Here is a 17,333-nt window from a genome sequence, read left to right as displayed (position 1 = left end):
CAGGAGGTAGTGGTTAGTGGCAGCCTTTGAGTATCACGCTAGATGTGAGGGAAGGGTATTGGGAATGGTGGGCCCAGACGGACTTGAACCGCCGACCAAGGGATTATGAGTTCGCTTTTAAATCAATAAGATACTGATATCTTAGGAAAATCGACCGTAAACGAGCGAAAGGTACAGTTCTTTGGAATCAGTAGCTTAGTGAAGGTTGAGGATAGCACACGAAGCTGGTGTGTGTACCGCTACCGTACCTCTCAAGTCGGCCAGTGACGCGAGCCAATAGCTACATACCAGGGAGGTCATGACCATCTTGGCGGAAAATGGCGCATTTTGAATTGCCCCAGAAATTCATGACGCCCTACACGCCGGATCGGAATGGGCTGTTTGAGCTCTTCTTTCGCGCTATGAAGGAGTGCATCTGGTAACATCGGTTCGAAACTCTGGCACACGATCGATCGTCATCGGTCGATCTATAAAGTATTACAATTTTCAAAGGCCACATCAGTCTCTGATTTATGTGACTTGATCAATCAAGAAAAAATAGCAGCATCTGCGGCGTTCAGTGCTCTTGAATATGCCCTAGGAATACCTGAGCCGATGTCCGGTAGTCTGGGCACCTCCGGCGGCGGTCATTTAGCTTTCTAATCACCTTGCACAACTCGGCTACGGCGGCAATCATGCCGGGCAAGCGCTTCACCCGCTCCTAAGAAGTGCGCCGCCGGTGGTGTAGTTGCGGCGCAGTTCACGGCTAATAGTACTGATATGGATGCTTAAATCTCTGCCAATGTGGAGCTAGTTGCTGCCCGAGTTAGAACGGGAGTAAAACTGGTATCGTTGGGTCTTGGTCAGCTGACGGTATCCCATTCTCTGCTTCACTTTGGCCAAAAGAGCGGGAGGGTACCGACACTAGCCCTCCCACCTCTACCGTGTTGCCCAAAATGCTGATGTTGTTCTATGAGTTCAGGTGGATTCCCTGGCACCCACGGCATAAGACGTGCGTAAACCAATGGGACATTAAATCACCTCACATACAATGCCGTTACAAAACCTTGTTAAACATTGTTTCTATATAAGAACCCTGATCCTCTTTTTGGAACAAAATATTCCAGGCCTCCATTTGGGCTTTGTCTACACTCCAAAGCAGGTGCATTTCATGCGACGGCGTGTTGGAAATCACGAAACTGTTTAAGGTTACAGCTGGATCGCCGAGCCGCGTTTCGATCTCCTTGATGTTCCTGTGGAACTGTATCTTCGGGTCCTGGGCGCCCAAGTTGCGAATCCCTTTTGGATCGACAAAGGAAATGTACTCCTGCCCATCGGCGATAAGCCAGATAATAAAATCGGGGTGGAAGTTACCCGCTTCAAAGAAACCGACGCCGCGTCCCTTGCTAAGGTTGCGCAGCAGATAGAGCTCCTTACCCTCTAGCAGCACAGGGGATGAGTCACAGTAGGCTTTCAGGTCCTCCACGAACTGGCGCTCGCCCTGGTTCAACGGTACGGGGCTAATTTCCAGCGCCCCGCCGGCCAGGTGCAGCAGCGGCTCGTACAGGTGCTGGGCAAAGGTAAATGCCTTCAGGCCACCGAACTGCCATGATTTTAGTTCGCCAGCATCAATCTTCGCCCTCAATTCCTTGAGCTTTTCGATGATTTCAGTCTGGGATTCTTCCACCAGAACACGATAATAACCCTCCGGGAATTCCTCGCTGACACGGGGAAAGTTGGGATCACTTTCGTCGAGGTAGCGATATTCCAGATGCGGCAGCTCCCATTCCTTTTTACGGAAGGAGTAGTAGCGCTCGCAGTATTTTTTCAGCAGCGCCTCGGCCAGCTCCTGCCACAGGTGGACCTTTTCAAAGGCATCGAAGGCCAGCTCGGATTCCGGAATGAGCAGACGATACCAGCTTGGATCCGCTAGCAGCTCGGGCAGCATGTGGCGTGGCAAGTTCAGGTTGTGCCAGGCGCGCTCGGCCTTGAAGCGTTGCAGCTCGAAATAGAGCGCGTCCAGATCGAGAAAGGCAATGTGCTTCTGAGTCAGAACGGGCTGATCCGGCTGCCGGTCTTCTTCCACAGCACCAACCCCGCTGGAGCGCAGCGCCTGGATCTTCGGGTACCAGTTGAGCACCACTGGATTGGTCTGCAGGTACCGGGTTGCCGCTTCTTTCGACGGTTCGGGTTTGGCCAGCGTTGGCACCGGCCCCAGCTTCTTGAAGGCATCGCCGAACTCGGTGTGCACGCCGTTGATGGTCTTCTTCAAGCGGATGGTTTTTAGCTTCTTTTTCCCCAGGTTGCGAATCACCGGCAGCAGGAATTCGATACGCTCTTCGTTCGGCGGCAGTCCCTCTTCTTCCAAGAACTCGTGGAACTGGGCCATGTAATCGGCCTTGATGCCGAAGACGTTCAGTGTTTCCAGTGTGGGCAGGTGCGCCGGCCGGACCACGTCCTCCGGAAGATTCACTCGTGCACTGCGCTTCAGGCTGCGGTCATAGCCTTTCAAGCGCACGCCACGACCGAACAGCTGGATGATCTGGGAGCCTTCGCTCTTGCCGACGTTCATCAGGCCCATGGTGCTGACACGCCAACTGCTCCAGCCCTCAGTGAACTTCTTCGAGCCGATCAGCATATTGATCGATGAGTCCGGGGCATTGATCGAATGGAACAACGAACCCTTGAAGTCCCGTTCGCCGACCAGAAGCCCGTCTTCAGTTTCACACAAGGTGCACAACTTGCTGTCATCGCCCACATTGATCACGCCGAAAGGCTCGTTATCGCCGACGCGCAGAGCGATCTCCCCCGGCACACCCTTGAGGTTTTCGACGTGCAGTGCGCCGCCCCCAGCCGCATTGAACAGACTAGTCTGTATCTCATAGAACAACTGCTCGGCGGAGAGCCCCAGACTGTTGAGATAGGCAAAACGCCCGGCAAACAGGTTGCGTCCATCCGCAGCGACTAGGCCCTCCTCCAGGACCCGTCGAATGCGCGCCACGCTTCCGACCCGATCGCCGAGAAAGCGGGCCAGAAAGCGAAGAATCTCGACGATGTCCGACGCATCCTTGCTCGATAGCGAGGCCGTCACCCGGCCACCCACAAAGATCCAGAGCGGTTTTTCGATATTGAAAGGCCGACAGGCCACGGACTGCTCCTGGTACAAGCGCAACTGCTGGAAAAACGAGAGCAAGCATGCCACCAGGTACACGTCCATGGTGTTTTCCTGGGTCTGGGCATCCAAGTTCAGGATCTGATAGTCCTTACCGTAGCCGTCGCCGTAGAAGTACTTGTAGGAGTAGTCGAACAACACACGGCGCGCGTACTGCGCCGTGAGCGGCGAGCTGCTCTTAACCGCCTGCCCAAAGGTAGCCGAGTACTCGAAGGAGAAACCCTGCTCGCACAAGGCATTGCGAAAGCGCATCCAGCTTCCGGTCTCACCTGCACTGGCGCCCCGGTGCCCTTCATCGATCAACACCAGGTTGTTGTTCTCGAAAGCGTCAACGGCGACCGTCTTGTCACCCATCTCATCGCGCAGCTTATTGATGTCGATGATCTCTACCGCCTGCCCAGCGAACAGGCCGCGCCCGTTCTTGTCGAACAGCTCGGCTTCGATACCGGCTTCTTGGAACTCTCGCAGGTGCTGGTGACTCAGACCTTCGTTGGGTGTGAGAAGAATAATGCGGTTCAGCCCGCGACGCCGGCGATGTTTGGTCAGGTAGTGCTGATATTGCAGGATATTGGCATGCATTATCAGCGTCTTGCCAGAGCCAGTAGCGCTCCAGAAGGCCAGTTTGTTCAACTGCCCGGTGACATCGCCGTCTGGGTCCAGCATGGGCACTTGGTCGGGCTTAAGCGCCTCGGCGTTGAAGCGCTCGATCTGTTCGTTGATGGACGCCAACAAAGCATCCGCATCGGAAAAGTAGCGGTCCAGATAGATTTCGGTGAACAGTAGCGACAGGTACTGGAAATACTTCCAGACAATAGGTTCCTCTCCTCGCGCAAGCCGGCGCTCGTTAAGCCGCTGAGTGTGGCGCACGATGTTCTGGTCGTACTGCAGCAGCAGGTCATCCGGCAGCTTGGGCAGAGGATCAGTCTGATTGGTCAGCGCATGATGAAAACGGTGAATATTGTTCTCATCCAGCCCGCCAGCACTGTCCTCGCTCAACTGAAACTTCTGCTTGAAGGCCTCCAGCAGCGGTAGCCGCTTGCCGTTCCACGTAAAAAAACCGTCCGAGGATGGCAGCCCGAATAAGCTGAACAGCCACTGGTTTAAGACCAACTTGTAGGCGAAAGGCAACTGGGGCTTTTTTGTGCGCTTGCGTGCTACCATGGTTAAACCTCCGCCTCTTCAAACATCAGCCTGTGGAAGTCTTCCTCAATCAGACGAACCTTCCAGGTGTCGTCGGGCTGGCGTAGGTTTTCCAGGTTGTTGTCGCCGTTGACGTAGATTAAGTCGAACTCTCTGTCCTTGCTGGAGTAGCCCTGCTTCCTGAACCATTCGTCCAGCACAAGGTTGTCCTGTTCCGGATCGCCAGTGAGCTTGCGCCATATCACAAGAGTATTACGCCCGTCCGGTGTAGTACCGTTGACGGTGCGGAACCACCAGCGCCCCTCGTCGGTTGCACGGATGCGACCATCCAAGAGCAGCCGGCGGGGGTTGTCCTCCGGCAGGTCAGGGTCGTCATCTCGCTTGAACTGGGCAGCCACTGTCTGCGGCGCGGCGATGGTTTCCAAGGTTAGGCCGATCAGCCAGTTGAAGGTCTCCAGCAGGTCCACATTGATCTCGCGAGTCTCTTCGCTGCCTGGGCGCTTCACCTTCAGCTTGTAGGCGGTGGGATCGGTAAAGGCGCCGATATTAAGCAGGGACTGGCTGCTCCGGGTTTCCACATCCAGCCAATAGCGTAGTAGATACTGCTCGCGTAGACCGCCCATGCCCTGGGCCGCTTGGTTGGCCAGCAAATCATTCTGGGTTTCGCTGCGGCGCGGCTCTAGATTGTTGAGTGTGTCCTCGTAGGATTCAAGGCGAATCACTTTCATGATACGGGGGCTTCGCTCAGCCTCCTCTGCGGTAGCCAGTCGTTTCGGCTTACCTTCCTTCCACTCGGGCGAGAACGCGACTTTCTTAAGCCGCGAGAGCAAAACTCGGTCAAACTGAGCGCTAATGTCGACGAGAAAGAATTTCCGCTTTTTACCATCGTCCCTGTTGAGATTTATAACCGCATGCCCGGTCGAGCCGCTTCCCGAAAACGCGTCAAGAACAGTCGCTCCGGCTTCAAAATAGGTTTTCGATCCAATCAAGTACTGCAACAACGATACGGGCTTCGGGTAAGAAGCCATCCCTTCCTGACCAAACAAATTAATAAGCTCACAATTCGCGTCCTCATTAGTTCCAATATCGGCTGATTTATCTAACAAGGTTGATGGACGTTTGACGCGATCGTCTTGCCCTGCTCGAAGCACATTGAGTCCAAACTTTTTTGAAAGCGAGGGCACCGACCCTAGCTCTAACTCTTCATTGAGTTTATCCTGAGCCCAAACAAACGGACCATCTACAACAATTTTTGATACTACGATGCCCCCTTGTACTTTGAATGGTTCGGCAAACGAAAGCGCGCTAGTCCCTTTCCCGTATTGGCCTGCCTCAAACACGCCATCTTCCAATGCCGTCCGAACACAATTCTCAGGAAAGTGAAGTCGTTTTACCGAGTTGGTACGTTTCGCTAGCGGTTGTGCTTTATCTGAGTAGGCCTTCTCTCCATAAAGCTCCAAATTCTGCTTGTCGTTAGAAAACGCTAAAACATACTCTGTCATGTCGCGTATTGAGCGAGAAAGATGACTTCCTTTCTTTTTCTTCACCCATGTAAAAATGCCGACATTATCTGCAAATATTTCAGATTTCAGCTTAAAAAGATGAGCTACTTCATGCTCATCTATACTCGAAAAAATGACACCGTCACTAGCCATTAGCGAGCTCATCCTCCTTAACCTATCGTTCATCAAGGATAGCCAGCTCGATCTTTCATAATCATCTTTATAAAGAAATTTTCCTGTCGCCCTATCTAGCTCCGTATTGTAAGGAGGGTCGAGATAGACACAATCTATATTTTTTAATAGCTTTCTTTCGGCTAGTGAAAGCGCATGAAGATTCTCACCGTGCATCAAGACACCATCCGTATTTTCATCTATACCCCCGATGATTTCGATAATCTTTTCACAAAAACCATTATCAAAATTCCGGGTATCCATCATCAGTGTTGGATGCGCCTTCAGAAATTCCACAGTTAATGGCTCGCTATAGGCCACCGTCGTCAGCTCCGCTTCCAACTCATCAATGGCATGTAGCTCGACCCACTCACGCCGCTGCGCGTCATTGGTGGCGATTTCCGGATAGAAATCTTCTGGGATACAGCCTATGCGGATGCAATACGAGGTCTCGGTGATGAACTTCTTCTTCAGCCAGAGCTTTTTCTGGAAATTCTCCAGTTGTTCCAAAAAATCGATGATCTTGCCGGCAATCTTGCGAATTACCTTGATCTTGGACAGGTACTGCTCCACGCAGGGGGCAGTTTCGCTTTCGATGTCGTCCAGGTGCATGACTTCGTTCTTGATGTAGAAGTCCAGCTCCCGGCGCAGGAAGCCACCCAGGTCCTTGTGGATGAAGTAATCGAAGGTATTGCGGTCGGTGTAGCGATTAAGATGGGCTGCCAGCCGGCTGTAGTCGGTCTGCTCTCCATCGGCCTTGACGTGCGGCTTGGCCAGCTCGTCCAGCCAAGGTTTCAGGCTACCGTCCTCCACTGCCAGCAGGTGGCGTACGGCGTTCGCACGCAGGTCTTTCTGGGTGGGTGGCTTCTTTTTTGCCGCGGCGGTGGCGTTGGCCCTAGCTTCTTCGCTCCAATCTTCCATGGTTGCCGGGCGATACTCAAAGCGGATCACCAGCTCGCGGCCTGATTCGCCCTCCTCTTGGGCGATGAAGTCTTCGCTGGCCAAAGTGAATATGCGGTTGTTGCCCTCAGCATCCTTGACGTTACCGTGCTCGCCTTCGGCGGCATCCACCAGTCGGAAGTGCACGCGCATGGGGTCATCGGCGCCGGGCTTGAGGGTGAAGGCGTAGTCGCGCAGGTATTCGCTGGTCTTGATGTAGTACTGATCCTTATTGGCCCAGTGCAACTTCACTTCCTCGCCCTCGTAGGGGATGGCGTAAACGCCAGGCTTGTAGACTCGCTTGGCGAGAAAGTCGCCCTCGTGGTAATAGCGGCGGAAGAACTTGTACAGGTGGTCGTAGACTTCCTGCTCAAGGCCGATGACGTCCACGCCCTGTTCGGCGGTCTTCTGGCGCAGCTCCTGGACTTTGGTAGTGGCCTCTGGGTCCACGCCCAAGGCGTTGGCCTGTTCGATGGCCTGTTGCAACTCTTTTTCAAGCTCGGCCTTGTCTGCGGTACGGTACTGGCTGAAGGCGTCTTTCGCCTGGGGTAATAGATCTTGGTCGAGGAACTGACTAATTTCGTCGGCACGCGCATGCATGATGCGATAGAGCCCGAAGTCCAGGTCCGGCTGGTCGAGCTGGAACAGCTCCTTGAGAAGGCGGATCAGTTTGTCGAAGGCTGGGTTCTGGCTCATGCTTGTTTCGTCCTTTTCATGTTCCCGGTGATTCTTCATTTCTGATTTCGCCTGTTGTGCGTCATACCACGCTGTAGCGCACAGTGAATAACCGTTCGCAACGCTGGTCACGAGCCAGGCGCTTTTCCAGCGCAGCGATGAGATTATCGCGCTGGTCCTCGATCTCGTCTTCCACCTTGAAGATGCCGCGGCGCTGCTTGCGCTGACGCTGTTCGAGCTGCTTTAGGCGCTCCTGAATATCGTGCTGCTCTTCCAGCGTCTCCGCCTGTCGGGCCTGTCGGCGCAGAGCTTTGATCTGTTCCTTGATGTCCTTCAGCGTTTTTTCCGCGGCCAGCATCTTGTCTTCCGCCCATTGCTCCAGTCGCTCCCGGACGGCGTTGAAATGTTGGTTGTTGGCTTCCAGCGAGCGATTCGCCGTGGCGCGCTGATGCTGAGCCAGCTCGGCGGCCAGGCGCTCTTCGATATCGGCCGGCAAGTCTACCGGCCCCAGGTTGTCAGCGGCGACATTAAACAGCTTGGTGCATGTCTCGTGGTCCAGTGAGCGGCCGTCATCGCCGATGCCGGAGAACAGGAGGTATTCTTCGGTCTCGAAGGATTCGATGGTGAGCCGGGCCAGGGTGAGCCAGCCGGACCGCCCTTTGAGCGCTTCCACCAAGGCAACGCGCCCCGGATGAGCCGTGATGTCGAAACGCAGATGCGCCGTGGGCGTGACCTGCTGTTTGGCGGACTCGATGACGTGCTCACCTAGCGGGTGGGACAGGCGGTACAGGTAGTAGCCATAGTCCGGGGTCCCGGCCTTGTCACCCGTGCGTGTCTTGGAGATCAGGTGGTAGCGGCCCTTGCGGATGTTGGGCGTCGGCGGCTCGTGGAGGTCGAAGGCCAAGCTGTCGTCGTCGAACCGGGCACAGCTCTCCAGAATGTGCTCTGTAACCTTCCAGAAGCGCTGGCCCACACGGTCGAGCTGGGCCTGAGCGTCTTCCAGGCGCAGCCGCAAGCGGGCGTGCACATCTTCGTCGAAATGCTCCAGCAGCGTTTGGCGAGTCTGCTCGATGCGGCCCTGGATCTGTTCGTCCAGCTCTTGCTGAAGCTGGTGAAAGGCGGTTTCGATTTGCTCGGCTGTGCGGCACTGCTGGTAGATGGCCAGGATGCGCTTTTCAAAATCGACGCCGGATTCGAGTTGGCCGAGCACTTCATCGGAGGCACCGAACAGGCCGTTGAACAGATTGTATTTTTCGGTCAGCAACTCGTGCACGCGCTGATCGGCCTCGTTGCGCTCGTTGAGGAAGTTGACCACGGTGACGTCGTGCTGCTGGCCGTAGCGGTGGCAGCGGCCGATGCGCTGCTCAATGCGCTGGGGGTTCCAGGGCAGGTCGTAATTGATCACCAGCGAGCAGAATTGCAGGTTTACGCCCTCGGCCGCCGCTTCAGTGGCGATCATGATTTGTGCTTTATCCCGGAAATGCTCGACCAGAGCCAGACGGGCGTCGATGGCGCGCGAGCCGGTGGCACGTCCGTTGTCTTGGTTGCGACGCACCCAGTCTTCGTAGATAGCCTTGGCCTCGGGGCCAGCATTGGAGCCGTTGAACAGCAGCACCTGGCCGGCGTAGCCGTTTTGCTCCAGGTACTCTTTCAGATAGGCCTGGGTGCGACGCGATTCGGTGAAGATCAGCGCCTTTTCCCGAGCGCCGATCCGGACCATTTCCTGAAAGCCAACCTCCAACGCCGTGAGCAGCGCGCGGGATTTGGCATCCACGTCAATGGCGCGGGCTTGTCGCGCCAAGCTGTCGATTTCGCTGATTTCATCGCGCAGCTTGCTCGGCTCCGGGCGCTCGTCCGGCGTCTGGTCGTCGCGTTCCCCATTGGCGTCTGCCGTGAGCCACTCGTCGAGCAGCTCGGATTCCATTTCCTCGCTCTCGATTAGTTGGTTGCTCCAGTCCAACTCCAGTTGCTCGCTGTCGCGCAAGTCGATGAGTCTGTCACGAAGGCTTTCCAGGGTGCCGGCAATGGCCTGCGAGCTGGAGGCCAGCAGCTTGCGCAGAATCAGCACGATCAGGTGGCGCTGGCGGTCTGGGATGGCGTAGGTGTTGTCCCGTTGCAGAAACGCTGAGATACGGTCGTAGAGCTTTTGCTCCTCATCGGTGGGCCGAAAGGGCTGAGTGAGTGCGCGACGCTCGGTGTAGCGCACATACTCCAGCACGTCCTGGCGCAGGGTACGCTTGCAAAAGGCCGCCAGACGCTGGCGCAGGCCATCCAGATCGCCGCCGGCATTGACATATTGGGAACGAAAGGCGTTGGGATCGCCGAAGATGTGGTCGTCGATCAGGCTGGCCAGCCCGTACAGCTCCATCAAGCTATTCTGCAACGGCGTTGCGGTGAGCAGTAATTTGCGACGGCCTTCGGTGGCCCAGCGGATGGCCTGCCCGACTTTGTTGCTGGGCCTATAGGCGTTGCGCAGCTTGTGGGCCTCGTCGATGGTTACAAGGTCCCAGGGCACCATGCGCAGATCGTCCTGCATCCGGGCCGCGTAGTGGTAGGAGACCAGAATCACCGCCTGCTGTTCGAACGGCCGCGGTTGTCCCTGCTGTTGAAATTGCTTGTAGGCACGCGAGTCCATCACCACCGCGGGCAAATTGAATTTTTCCTGCAGTTCGGTCGCCCATTGCTTACGGATGGCCGCCGGGCAGATCACCAACAGGCGACGGCGCCGCTCGGCCCAACGTTGGCACAGCACGATGCCGGCCTCGATTGTCTTGCCCAGGCCGACTTCATCGGCCAGCACCACGCCGTCGGAAAGCGGCGACTGCAGCGCAAACATGGCTGCCTCGATCTGATGAGGGTTTAGGTCGACCGAGGCGTCAAACAGCGACATGGAAAGCTGATCCGTCGCGCCCGGCGGTGCCTGGCGCGTCAGATCATAGGCATAGTACTTGGTGTGGTGAGCCGTGATCGTCATGTGTGGTCTTTCGTAGCCGACCGCTCTTTGTGCCCGGGTATACCAATGCCGTTGCGCCCGCAATGCTCCCTAATGAGCACCTCCACCATGTTAGCAATGGAGCGGTGCTGCTTGTTAGCAGCTAAACGGAGTGCTTCTTTTAGGCACGGCTCCAGACGCACGGTGAGCGTGCTGGTCTTGTTAGCGGACATGGTGATACCCCAAATCAAAAACACGTCTTAATGTACTGCATAATGCACTACAAGCGAACTCTACACCACCATGTGTCCCCACCACTCCCAGGGCCGCTGCTGCAGCCCAGGCTGTAGCCACATGCCCTGTCGAGCCTGCTGCTCCGCTGAAGGATAGCGGCCATCCTTTCTGTGTCGGTCATACACGTGACCTACTCTCTTGCCCAGCAACAGCAGACATCCCTTGAGGCATTACACTAAGCGATTCAGAGTACTGCCCCTAAAGAGGCAATACCTTTCTCAACCGGACAGCAAGGAGGCACGTGGATGGCCATCGAGCAAGGAATCTGGAGGCTGGGCGACATGCCACAGAAGCTGCGGCCCACGGGGCTCGCCGACGAGGGGCAGCTGGAAAAGCAGATCATGCAGGATGTCTCGATCCTCAATCGGGACTGGCTGCTGATCGGCCGGCAGGTACGCACCGGCTTCGACAAGCTGATCGATCTGATAGCGATCGATGCCAACGGCACGGTCATCGTCATCGAACTCAAGCGCGACAAGACGCCCCGCGACGTGGTGGCTCAGGCCATCGACTATGCCTCATGGGTCGTCACCCTGGCCGACTACCAGCTGATCGAGATCTACCAGGCCTTCGCCGAACGCTATCGGCGCCCTCACGCGTCTCTCGAGGAAGCGTTCGAGGTCAAGTTCGGCATCACGCTGGACAGTGTCACCCTCAACGAGAATCACCAGCTAGTGGTGGTGGCCACCCAGCTCGATGCCAGCAGCGAACGCATCATCAACTACCTCAACGAGCATGCCCAGCTCTCGATCAACGCCATGTTCTTCGCCGCCTTCGAGGATCAGGGCAACCATTATCTGAGCCGCGCCTGGATGATCGATCCGGACGAGCCATCCCAGCCAGCCGCCCGAAAGACACGCAAGGAGCCCTGGAACGGCGAGTTCTACGCTTCCTTCGGCGATAACCGCCCCTGGGAGCTGGCACGTCGCTATGGCTTCATCGCCGGCGGCGGGGCGGCCTGGTACTCGAAGACCCTCGCCATGCTCTCGGAGGGGGACCGGGTCTGGGTCAACATCCCCAAGACCGGATATGTAGGCGTGGCCGAAGTGACTGGTGAGCGTTGCCGAGGCGACCATTTCACGGTGCAAACCGATCAGGGAAGTCAGCAACTCCAGGATCTCACAACAGCCACCGAGTATCCGCAGATCCACCGGGCGACCGATGAAGACGACGAGGAAGCAGCGGAATATCTCGTGCCGGTCCGCTGGATCGCCTCATTTCCTGCATCGCAGGCATTCAGCGAGGTAGGCCTTTTCGGCAACCAAAATACGGTCTGCAAACCCACGGCACCGAAATGGGAACATACCGTGACACGCTTGAAGCAGGCCTGGAAAATAGGCGATTCATAACACCTAGATGGCGGGCGCCCAACTTATTTGACGCTATCCCTGGGCGCTTCGCTTAAACACCACATTTCATTACACCGAATCTATTCAACTATTTCACAAAGATCTAACCTTATCTCTTATATCACTCCTTATATCTTCCATCCCACTCAACAGCTTCGCAACCTCGACCATCCTTCCCTCATGACCAACAAAATTCTCCTCATTTGACAACAGCATTTTCAACAAGCCGCCAAGTCTGCCTAAATCACCATTGAGCTGCATCAGATCGCTCACCGCCTTATGATCAATCATCGACTTGGGCATGTACCCCATCCCCAAGTTCCGCAGGAACGATGATGCACTGTGATTACATCCTTTGGCGTTATCTTCGATTTGTTCTTTCTCTCGCTCATCCACCCATACTTTGATGCACTGCTTTCTTATGCGTGTCTGACTTCTCATCATCATCTCCATAGTTGATCTACTCTCCAGCGGCGGTAGCCGCTCAGCCTCGCAGAGCAGGATAGCGTCGAGCCCGAGGGCGAGTGAGCGCATTGCATTGTTGGCTAGCCGCTTGCGGCGTAGGCCTACAATGCACATCCTGCCATTGGCCCATCACACATTTTGCTTCACTCTGCTTCATTTCGGGCCCGGATCCCGCAAATGAACTAGAATGAGACAAAATGAAATAAAATCTCTCAAAATGAAGTAAAATGCAGCATCGCTTAGCTATGAGTCGTCACGCAGCTGCTGCTTCGCAGCTTTTTGAACGCCAAATGAGATGCCTAGCAGCCCTCAATTCGCCTCAAAAGCCTCCTGAGACGATTTCAAGCCCTACCCTATGCCTCTCCCCCTTCCCACTTCTATATCTCTCCTCACAGCCGCTTACAGGACACGTAGAGGCATTGACACATGCACAGGCAGCCCTAGCTGGTGGATAGCGCCCCGGCCCTGGCCGTTGGCGACTCAGCCCTCTTGGCCACTTTCACGCCGCCAGAACTCCTTCATCACTAAGTCTCCATCTTTGACAAGCGTATGAACCTCATAGGGACTGAAGGTGGCAAGAGCGACAACCAGAAGACTGTCAATTTGGAGTTTTCTATCCAAAGCTCTAAGACGCTGCAACTCGAATGGCCACTCATCACCGTTATATACACCAAGAAGTAATCGACGGAGGTGGTGAGACTGCCCGCTATGCCCTTGAGCCACATTGATCAAATTTACAAGTGCCGGGATACCATGGTCGACCAACTTATCTTCATAGCTAGCACCACCACTAATCACCTCACCCAGCACTTCATCAGGTTTATCAAGCGGCGGACGACCACGCCCTTTCCTTATCAGCTGATCGCCAAGATACCAATGTGCACCCTCAAGCCATTTCTCATCAAGTTCAGGAGCATCATCGGAATCTCTCCACCCTTTCCCCTTAGAGGGCTCACGATCTTTCATACGTCACCTCTTAATCTCCAGATACCAGCTTCTCTTTGACTTTCAAAAACCCCAGCCTTCCTTCCAAAGACTCATTCCGACTCACCCTCAATTTTTCGCCTTTGGAATCAACCGTTTCAAAAAAGGTGTAGTGCTGCTCAAACTTTCCCATTCGATATTTTCGCAAAAGCCCTTCAAACCACCGCACAGGTGAACCACTGATCGCTCCCGCCCGTAACGCCCCGCTCAATTCATCAATCAATAAAACGGCATCTTCCTCGGATACCTCATCCAGCAAGCGAGCCACCAGGGCCCTCTCACCGCTCCTAAGCGCTTCTGGTGTCTCAGGGTAGAGCTTTGCTCCAGATGGTTGCTGCCCTGCTGCACCACCGCACTTATCCACAGGCCTGCTGCCCACTTCCTTTTTTACTTCCTCTGTTAGTTCTAGGGGTGACACAGCTGTGTCACCCTCCCCCTGACATTCTGTCACCCCTAGGGGTGACAAATTGTCAGGGGCTTTATCCACAGAGAGACGATAAGTGTTCGACGTTTGTCTACCGCGCCTTTCGTAACCTGGCCTTATTTCCATAACACCCTGATTAACCATCGTTTTTATGGCTCTCCTTACGGTCCTTGTCGAAGAACCGCTCTTACGTGCAATCGTTGACACGCTGGGCCAACAAATGCCGTCGTCATCGGCATGCCATGCAAGGACCACGAGGATCATCTTGGTGGCCGGTGCCAAAGTGACCTCCATGGCCCACTCAAGAGCGCGGTAACTCATGGCTTCACTCGGCCGAGGCGATGTACTCAGCAATTTGCGGAGTGCGGAAATACACCCTGCGACCAATTCTGACTCGGGCCTTCTTGATCTCGTAGGCATAGTCATGCGACTGGTTGATCGCAATTCGGAGACCATCCGGACTACGGTGCAGCAGTTCTGCCAACTGTCCCAAGCTGATAAGAGGGCCATACTTGTCGAGTAGAGAACGTTCGATAGCAACCTTGGTATCTTCCATCTCTCAGTATCCATTGATTACGTTGGTTTGCGTAATCTAGCCCCAAAATACTTGAAAGAAAGGAACCGTATATGTAAATTTGGTTGACATGGCCAAACAATGACCACTAGGAGCCGACTGGATGGACCTTGAGGAACTGGAGCCCATCGAAGGCTGCTCAGAAGAGCTTGAGGGAGCTATGAAATGTTTTCGTGACAATGTCACGAAGTCATACACCACCAATTCTAGGCGATGGTCTATATGGTCTCTACTGCGGAATCACTTCGACAAACCGATTGAGCAATGGCTAAACAACAAAGGGGCAGAAGACTTTTTCCAAGGTGAAAGCTTCTCGGTATTCTGTAAAAGCAAGGGGCCCAGCGAGGCTGACCTGTACATCAGCCAGAGGTATAAGAGGTACCGTGGTAGCATACCAACACCAGACATTGACACGTTGAGAAACCTACTCCTTTTTTGTCATCTAACCCCCCCTAAAAGCACATCAACGTTTTTTTACTCAAAGACCTTAACCTCACAGTACAGGAAAGGAGGAAGGACGCCATTCTGCGAACTATGCTGGAAAGAAAGCCAAGCACAAAAAGAACTAGACTCAGGAGAAAATTTCAGCCTAAAAAGTGATAGGTTTTGTGCAGACCATGATCCGCGAGACCCCTACTCACTGTACAGAACAGATCATAACAACAGACAAGCTTTCTACGTTAATCTACGCACCATCACCAGGACAGGCTATTACTACAACATCAAGGATTTTGAACAACGCCAACATTCACGGTGGGTAGCTTACAGGATGACCAAGCTCCACATCCGAAATAAAGATATTTCTGTTATGGACTTTCTCCTGGAAGGCTTCTCTCAATCAGAGATAGCCCGGAGATTGGGGACCTCCAGGCAAAGCATCTTAAAAATAAAGAAGAAAACCGAAAGTTTCATCACCTTTTGGAAGGAGATTAGAACTTCCAGCTACCCCATTGATCCAGAGGACTTGACCGTGTGGGAAAGCTTCGACCAAGCCCATCCAGGCTAGCCATGACTAACACACAACCTCGCATTAATAGCAGGCCTTAGCCCAGCCCATCAGTATCATAGCCACATTCCTCGATCGCCGGAACCATCAACTTCGCTTGCTCGGAAAAACCAGCCTCTTTCAGTTTCCCGGCAATCTCATTCCACTTGAGGTAGAGACTCTTCGTTACTTCCAGAAGCCGATCATCATCGGATAGCTTTTCATTTATCTCATCGATGATCATTTCCAAAATCTCTTCCGGGTCAAAGTCAAGCCCAAACTTCTCATTGGTCTCTCTAAGCAGAGCCTGCTTGTCGGGATACGGGGCCAGTTTATAGGCTTCGTAGATCTTACCATAATCCAGTTTCTTAATATTCAAAATCGGCATCTTTCCCACCCTCTCGCTCACACCATCTTGGACAATAGTAAATCGTCAGCGCTTCCCAGGTAGTGGTGTCTCACTCTTCCACTAGCCTGTCCAGCTTCGAGACCAAGTCCTCTGCCCTCAGATGGGTATACCGCCGCAGCATCTGCATCGACTTGTGCCCGCTGATCGCCGCCACTTCCTGGTCAGACAGACCGGCCTCAACCAGCCGGCTGACGGCCTCATGGCGTAAGTCGTGAAAGCGGAAGTCATCGAGCCTGGCCTGCTTCTTCGCCTGGTTCCAGAGCTTGGTGTAGGCATAGGGGCCGCGCTTTCCGTCCCTGCCAGGCTCGCCGAAAAACACTAGGTCGCAGTCTAGCGGTCGCACCGGATTGTTCAGCGCCTGCTTGAACACCTCGGTGGCGGCCTGGGTGAGCGGCACCAGGCGAGCTTCGTTGTTCTTGGTGTCGGTGAGGCGCACCACACGGCGTTTCACGTCTACCTGGGAGCGAGTGAGGGTAAGGATCTCCGACGATCGCATGCCCGTCTCCAAGGCAATTCTGGCGATCCAGGCCAGCATAGGGTTGCTGTGCTGTCGTAGCACGGCGAAAAGGCGCTTCTCCTCGTCGGGGCTCAGGCGCCGGTCGCGCCCCTCCCCCGGGCTGGGTTTGCGAATATTCTGAACAGGGTTGTAGGTCAGGCCCAAGCCCCACTCCTGGATGGCCACGGTGTAGAGGTGGCCGAGCAAGGCGAGTTCCAAGCGCACGGTATTGGCGCTGATAGGCTGTCCCCGGCGCCCCAAGCTGTTGAGTCGCGTGTCGCGGTAGTTGGCGATCAGTTCCGGCGTCAGGGCCGCAAGGGAATACTTGCCCAGGTGCTCAATCAACATGCGCGCTTTGTGGTGCTCGCTTTTCTGGGTGCTGGGCTTCTTGGTAGGGGTAACGTCCGCGAGGTAGCGCTTGAGTGCCGCTTCGAGCGTCATGCGCTCCGAGGCACTGCGCTGGATATAGACGCCACGCACCATTTCGTCTTCGGTGCGGCGTGCCCAATCTTGGGCGTCACGCTTGGTGCGGAAGGTCTTGGCGGTGGTGGGCCAGCCGGTCTTGCGGATGACGGCTTTCCAACTACCGGCAGGGGTCTTGACGATGGTGGCCATGAAAGTCTCCAGGGGGCTGAAGGATCGGCACTGTACCGAAACTGTACCCTTGGACTATGGGACTCACCAAAGAGAGTTCGTAAATTGCTGATTTTATTGGTGGGCCCAGGCGGACTCGAACCGCCGACCAAGGGATTATGAGTCCCCTGCTCTAACCAACTGAGCTATAGGCCCTGACGCAACGGGGCAGTATCATAGCGGATGCCGATAAACGAGACTAGGGGTGAT

The 17,333-nt window shown here is 54.9% G+C and carries 11 protein-coding genes and 1 tRNA gene; 2 read left to right on the top strand and 10 right to left on the bottom strand.

Going from position 1 to position 17,333, the window contains the following annotated elements; all coding sequences use genetic code 11:
• Nucleotides 1-1,036: 1,036 nt before the first annotated feature.
• The 3 genes from OP495_RS14085 to OP495_RS14075 all read right to left on the bottom strand — a co-directional run bounded on the left by OP495_RS14085 (nucleotide 1,037) and on the right by OP495_RS14075 (nucleotide 10,552).
• A complete protein-coding gene (locus OP495_RS14085) occupies nucleotides 1,037-4,312 on the bottom strand; it encodes a DEAD/DEAH box helicase family protein (RefSeq protein WP_280570155.1) in 3,276 nt (1,091 codons plus the stop codon).
• Between the two features lie 2 nt (nucleotides 4,313-4,314).
• Nucleotides 4,315-7,599, bottom strand: a complete 3,285-nt coding sequence (locus OP495_RS14080; RefSeq protein ID WP_280570152.1) for a site-specific DNA-methyltransferase — start codon at nucleotides 7,597-7,599, stop codon at nucleotides 4,315-4,317.
• Between the two features lie 61 nt (nucleotides 7,600-7,660).
• Nucleotides 7,661-10,552: an SNF2-related protein gene (locus OP495_RS14075; protein WP_280570151.1), complete on the bottom strand. Its 2,892-nt coding sequence runs from the start codon at nucleotides 10,550-10,552 to the stop codon at nucleotides 7,661-7,663.
• A gap of 497 nt (nucleotides 10,553-11,049) precedes the next feature.
• Between OP495_RS14075 and OP495_RS14070 the strand changes: the two genes are divergently transcribed.
• Nucleotides 11,050-12,153: a hypothetical protein gene (locus OP495_RS14070; protein ID WP_280570148.1), complete on the top strand. Its 1,104-nt coding sequence runs from the start codon at nucleotides 11,050-11,052 to the stop codon at nucleotides 12,151-12,153.
• 93 nt (nucleotides 12,154-12,246) lie between these two features.
• On the opposite strand, the gene OP495_RS14065 is transcribed toward OP495_RS14070, so the two are convergent.
• From OP495_RS14065 to OP495_RS14050, 4 genes are all read right to left on the bottom strand, one after another.
• On the bottom strand, nucleotides 12,247-12,594 hold the full coding sequence (locus tag OP495_RS14065; protein ID WP_280570146.1) for a conjugal transfer protein TraJ: 348 nt from the start codon (nucleotides 12,592-12,594) through the stop codon (nucleotides 12,247-12,249).
• A 504-nt stretch (nucleotides 12,595-13,098) separates the two neighbouring features.
• Nucleotides 13,099-13,584: a hypothetical protein gene (locus OP495_RS14060; RefSeq protein ID WP_280570144.1), complete on the bottom strand. Its 486-nt coding sequence runs from the start codon at nucleotides 13,582-13,584 to the stop codon at nucleotides 13,099-13,101.
• Nucleotides 13,585-13,594: 10 nt separating this feature from the next.
• Nucleotides 13,595-14,347, bottom strand: a complete 753-nt coding sequence (locus OP495_RS14055; protein WP_280570142.1) for a helix-turn-helix domain-containing protein — start codon at nucleotides 14,345-14,347, stop codon at nucleotides 13,595-13,597.
• Nucleotides 14,348-14,351: 4 nt separating this feature from the next.
• The gene (locus OP495_RS14050) at nucleotides 14,352-14,582 is read right to left on the bottom strand and encodes a plasmid-related protein (protein ID WP_071232636.1); all 231 of its coding nucleotides are present in this window, start codon (nucleotides 14,580-14,582) and stop codon (nucleotides 14,352-14,354) included.
• 121 nt (nucleotides 14,583-14,703) lie between these two features.
• Here OP495_RS14050 and OP495_RS14045 point away from each other — a divergent pair, with 121 nt between their 5' ends.
• On the top strand, nucleotides 14,704-15,606 hold the full coding sequence (locus OP495_RS14045) for a hypothetical protein (RefSeq protein WP_280570136.1): 903 nt from the start codon (nucleotides 14,704-14,706) through the stop codon (nucleotides 15,604-15,606).
• Between the two features lie 37 nt (nucleotides 15,607-15,643).
• Here the strand turns inward: OP495_RS14045 and OP495_RS14040 are convergent, their stop codons facing one another.
• The 3 genes from OP495_RS14040 to OP495_RS14030 all read right to left on the bottom strand — a co-directional run bounded on the left by OP495_RS14040 (nucleotide 15,644) and on the right by OP495_RS14030 (nucleotide 17,279).
• Nucleotides 15,644-15,973 carry a hypothetical protein gene (locus OP495_RS14040; protein WP_280570134.1) on the bottom strand — a complete coding sequence of 110 codons (330 nt, stop codon included), beginning with the start codon at nucleotides 15,971-15,973 and terminating at the stop codon, nucleotides 15,644-15,646.
• Nucleotides 15,974-16,043: 70 nt separating this feature from the next.
• On the bottom strand, nucleotides 16,044-17,105 hold the full coding sequence (locus OP495_RS14035) for a site-specific integrase (RefSeq protein WP_280570131.1): 1,062 nt from the start codon (nucleotides 17,103-17,105) through the stop codon (nucleotides 16,044-16,046).
• Nucleotides 17,106-17,202: 97 nt separating this feature from the next.
• A tRNA-Ile gene (locus OP495_RS14030) sits at nucleotides 17,203-17,279 on the bottom strand.
• Nucleotides 17,280-17,333 lie beyond the last annotated feature (54 nt).

Origin of the sequence: Chromohalobacter sp. 296-RDG, assembly GCF_029889885.1 — a bacterium.
GTDB lineage: Bacteria > Pseudomonadota > Gammaproteobacteria > Pseudomonadales > Halomonadaceae > Chromohalobacter.
This window is presented reverse-complemented; position numbering and strand designations above follow the sequence as displayed.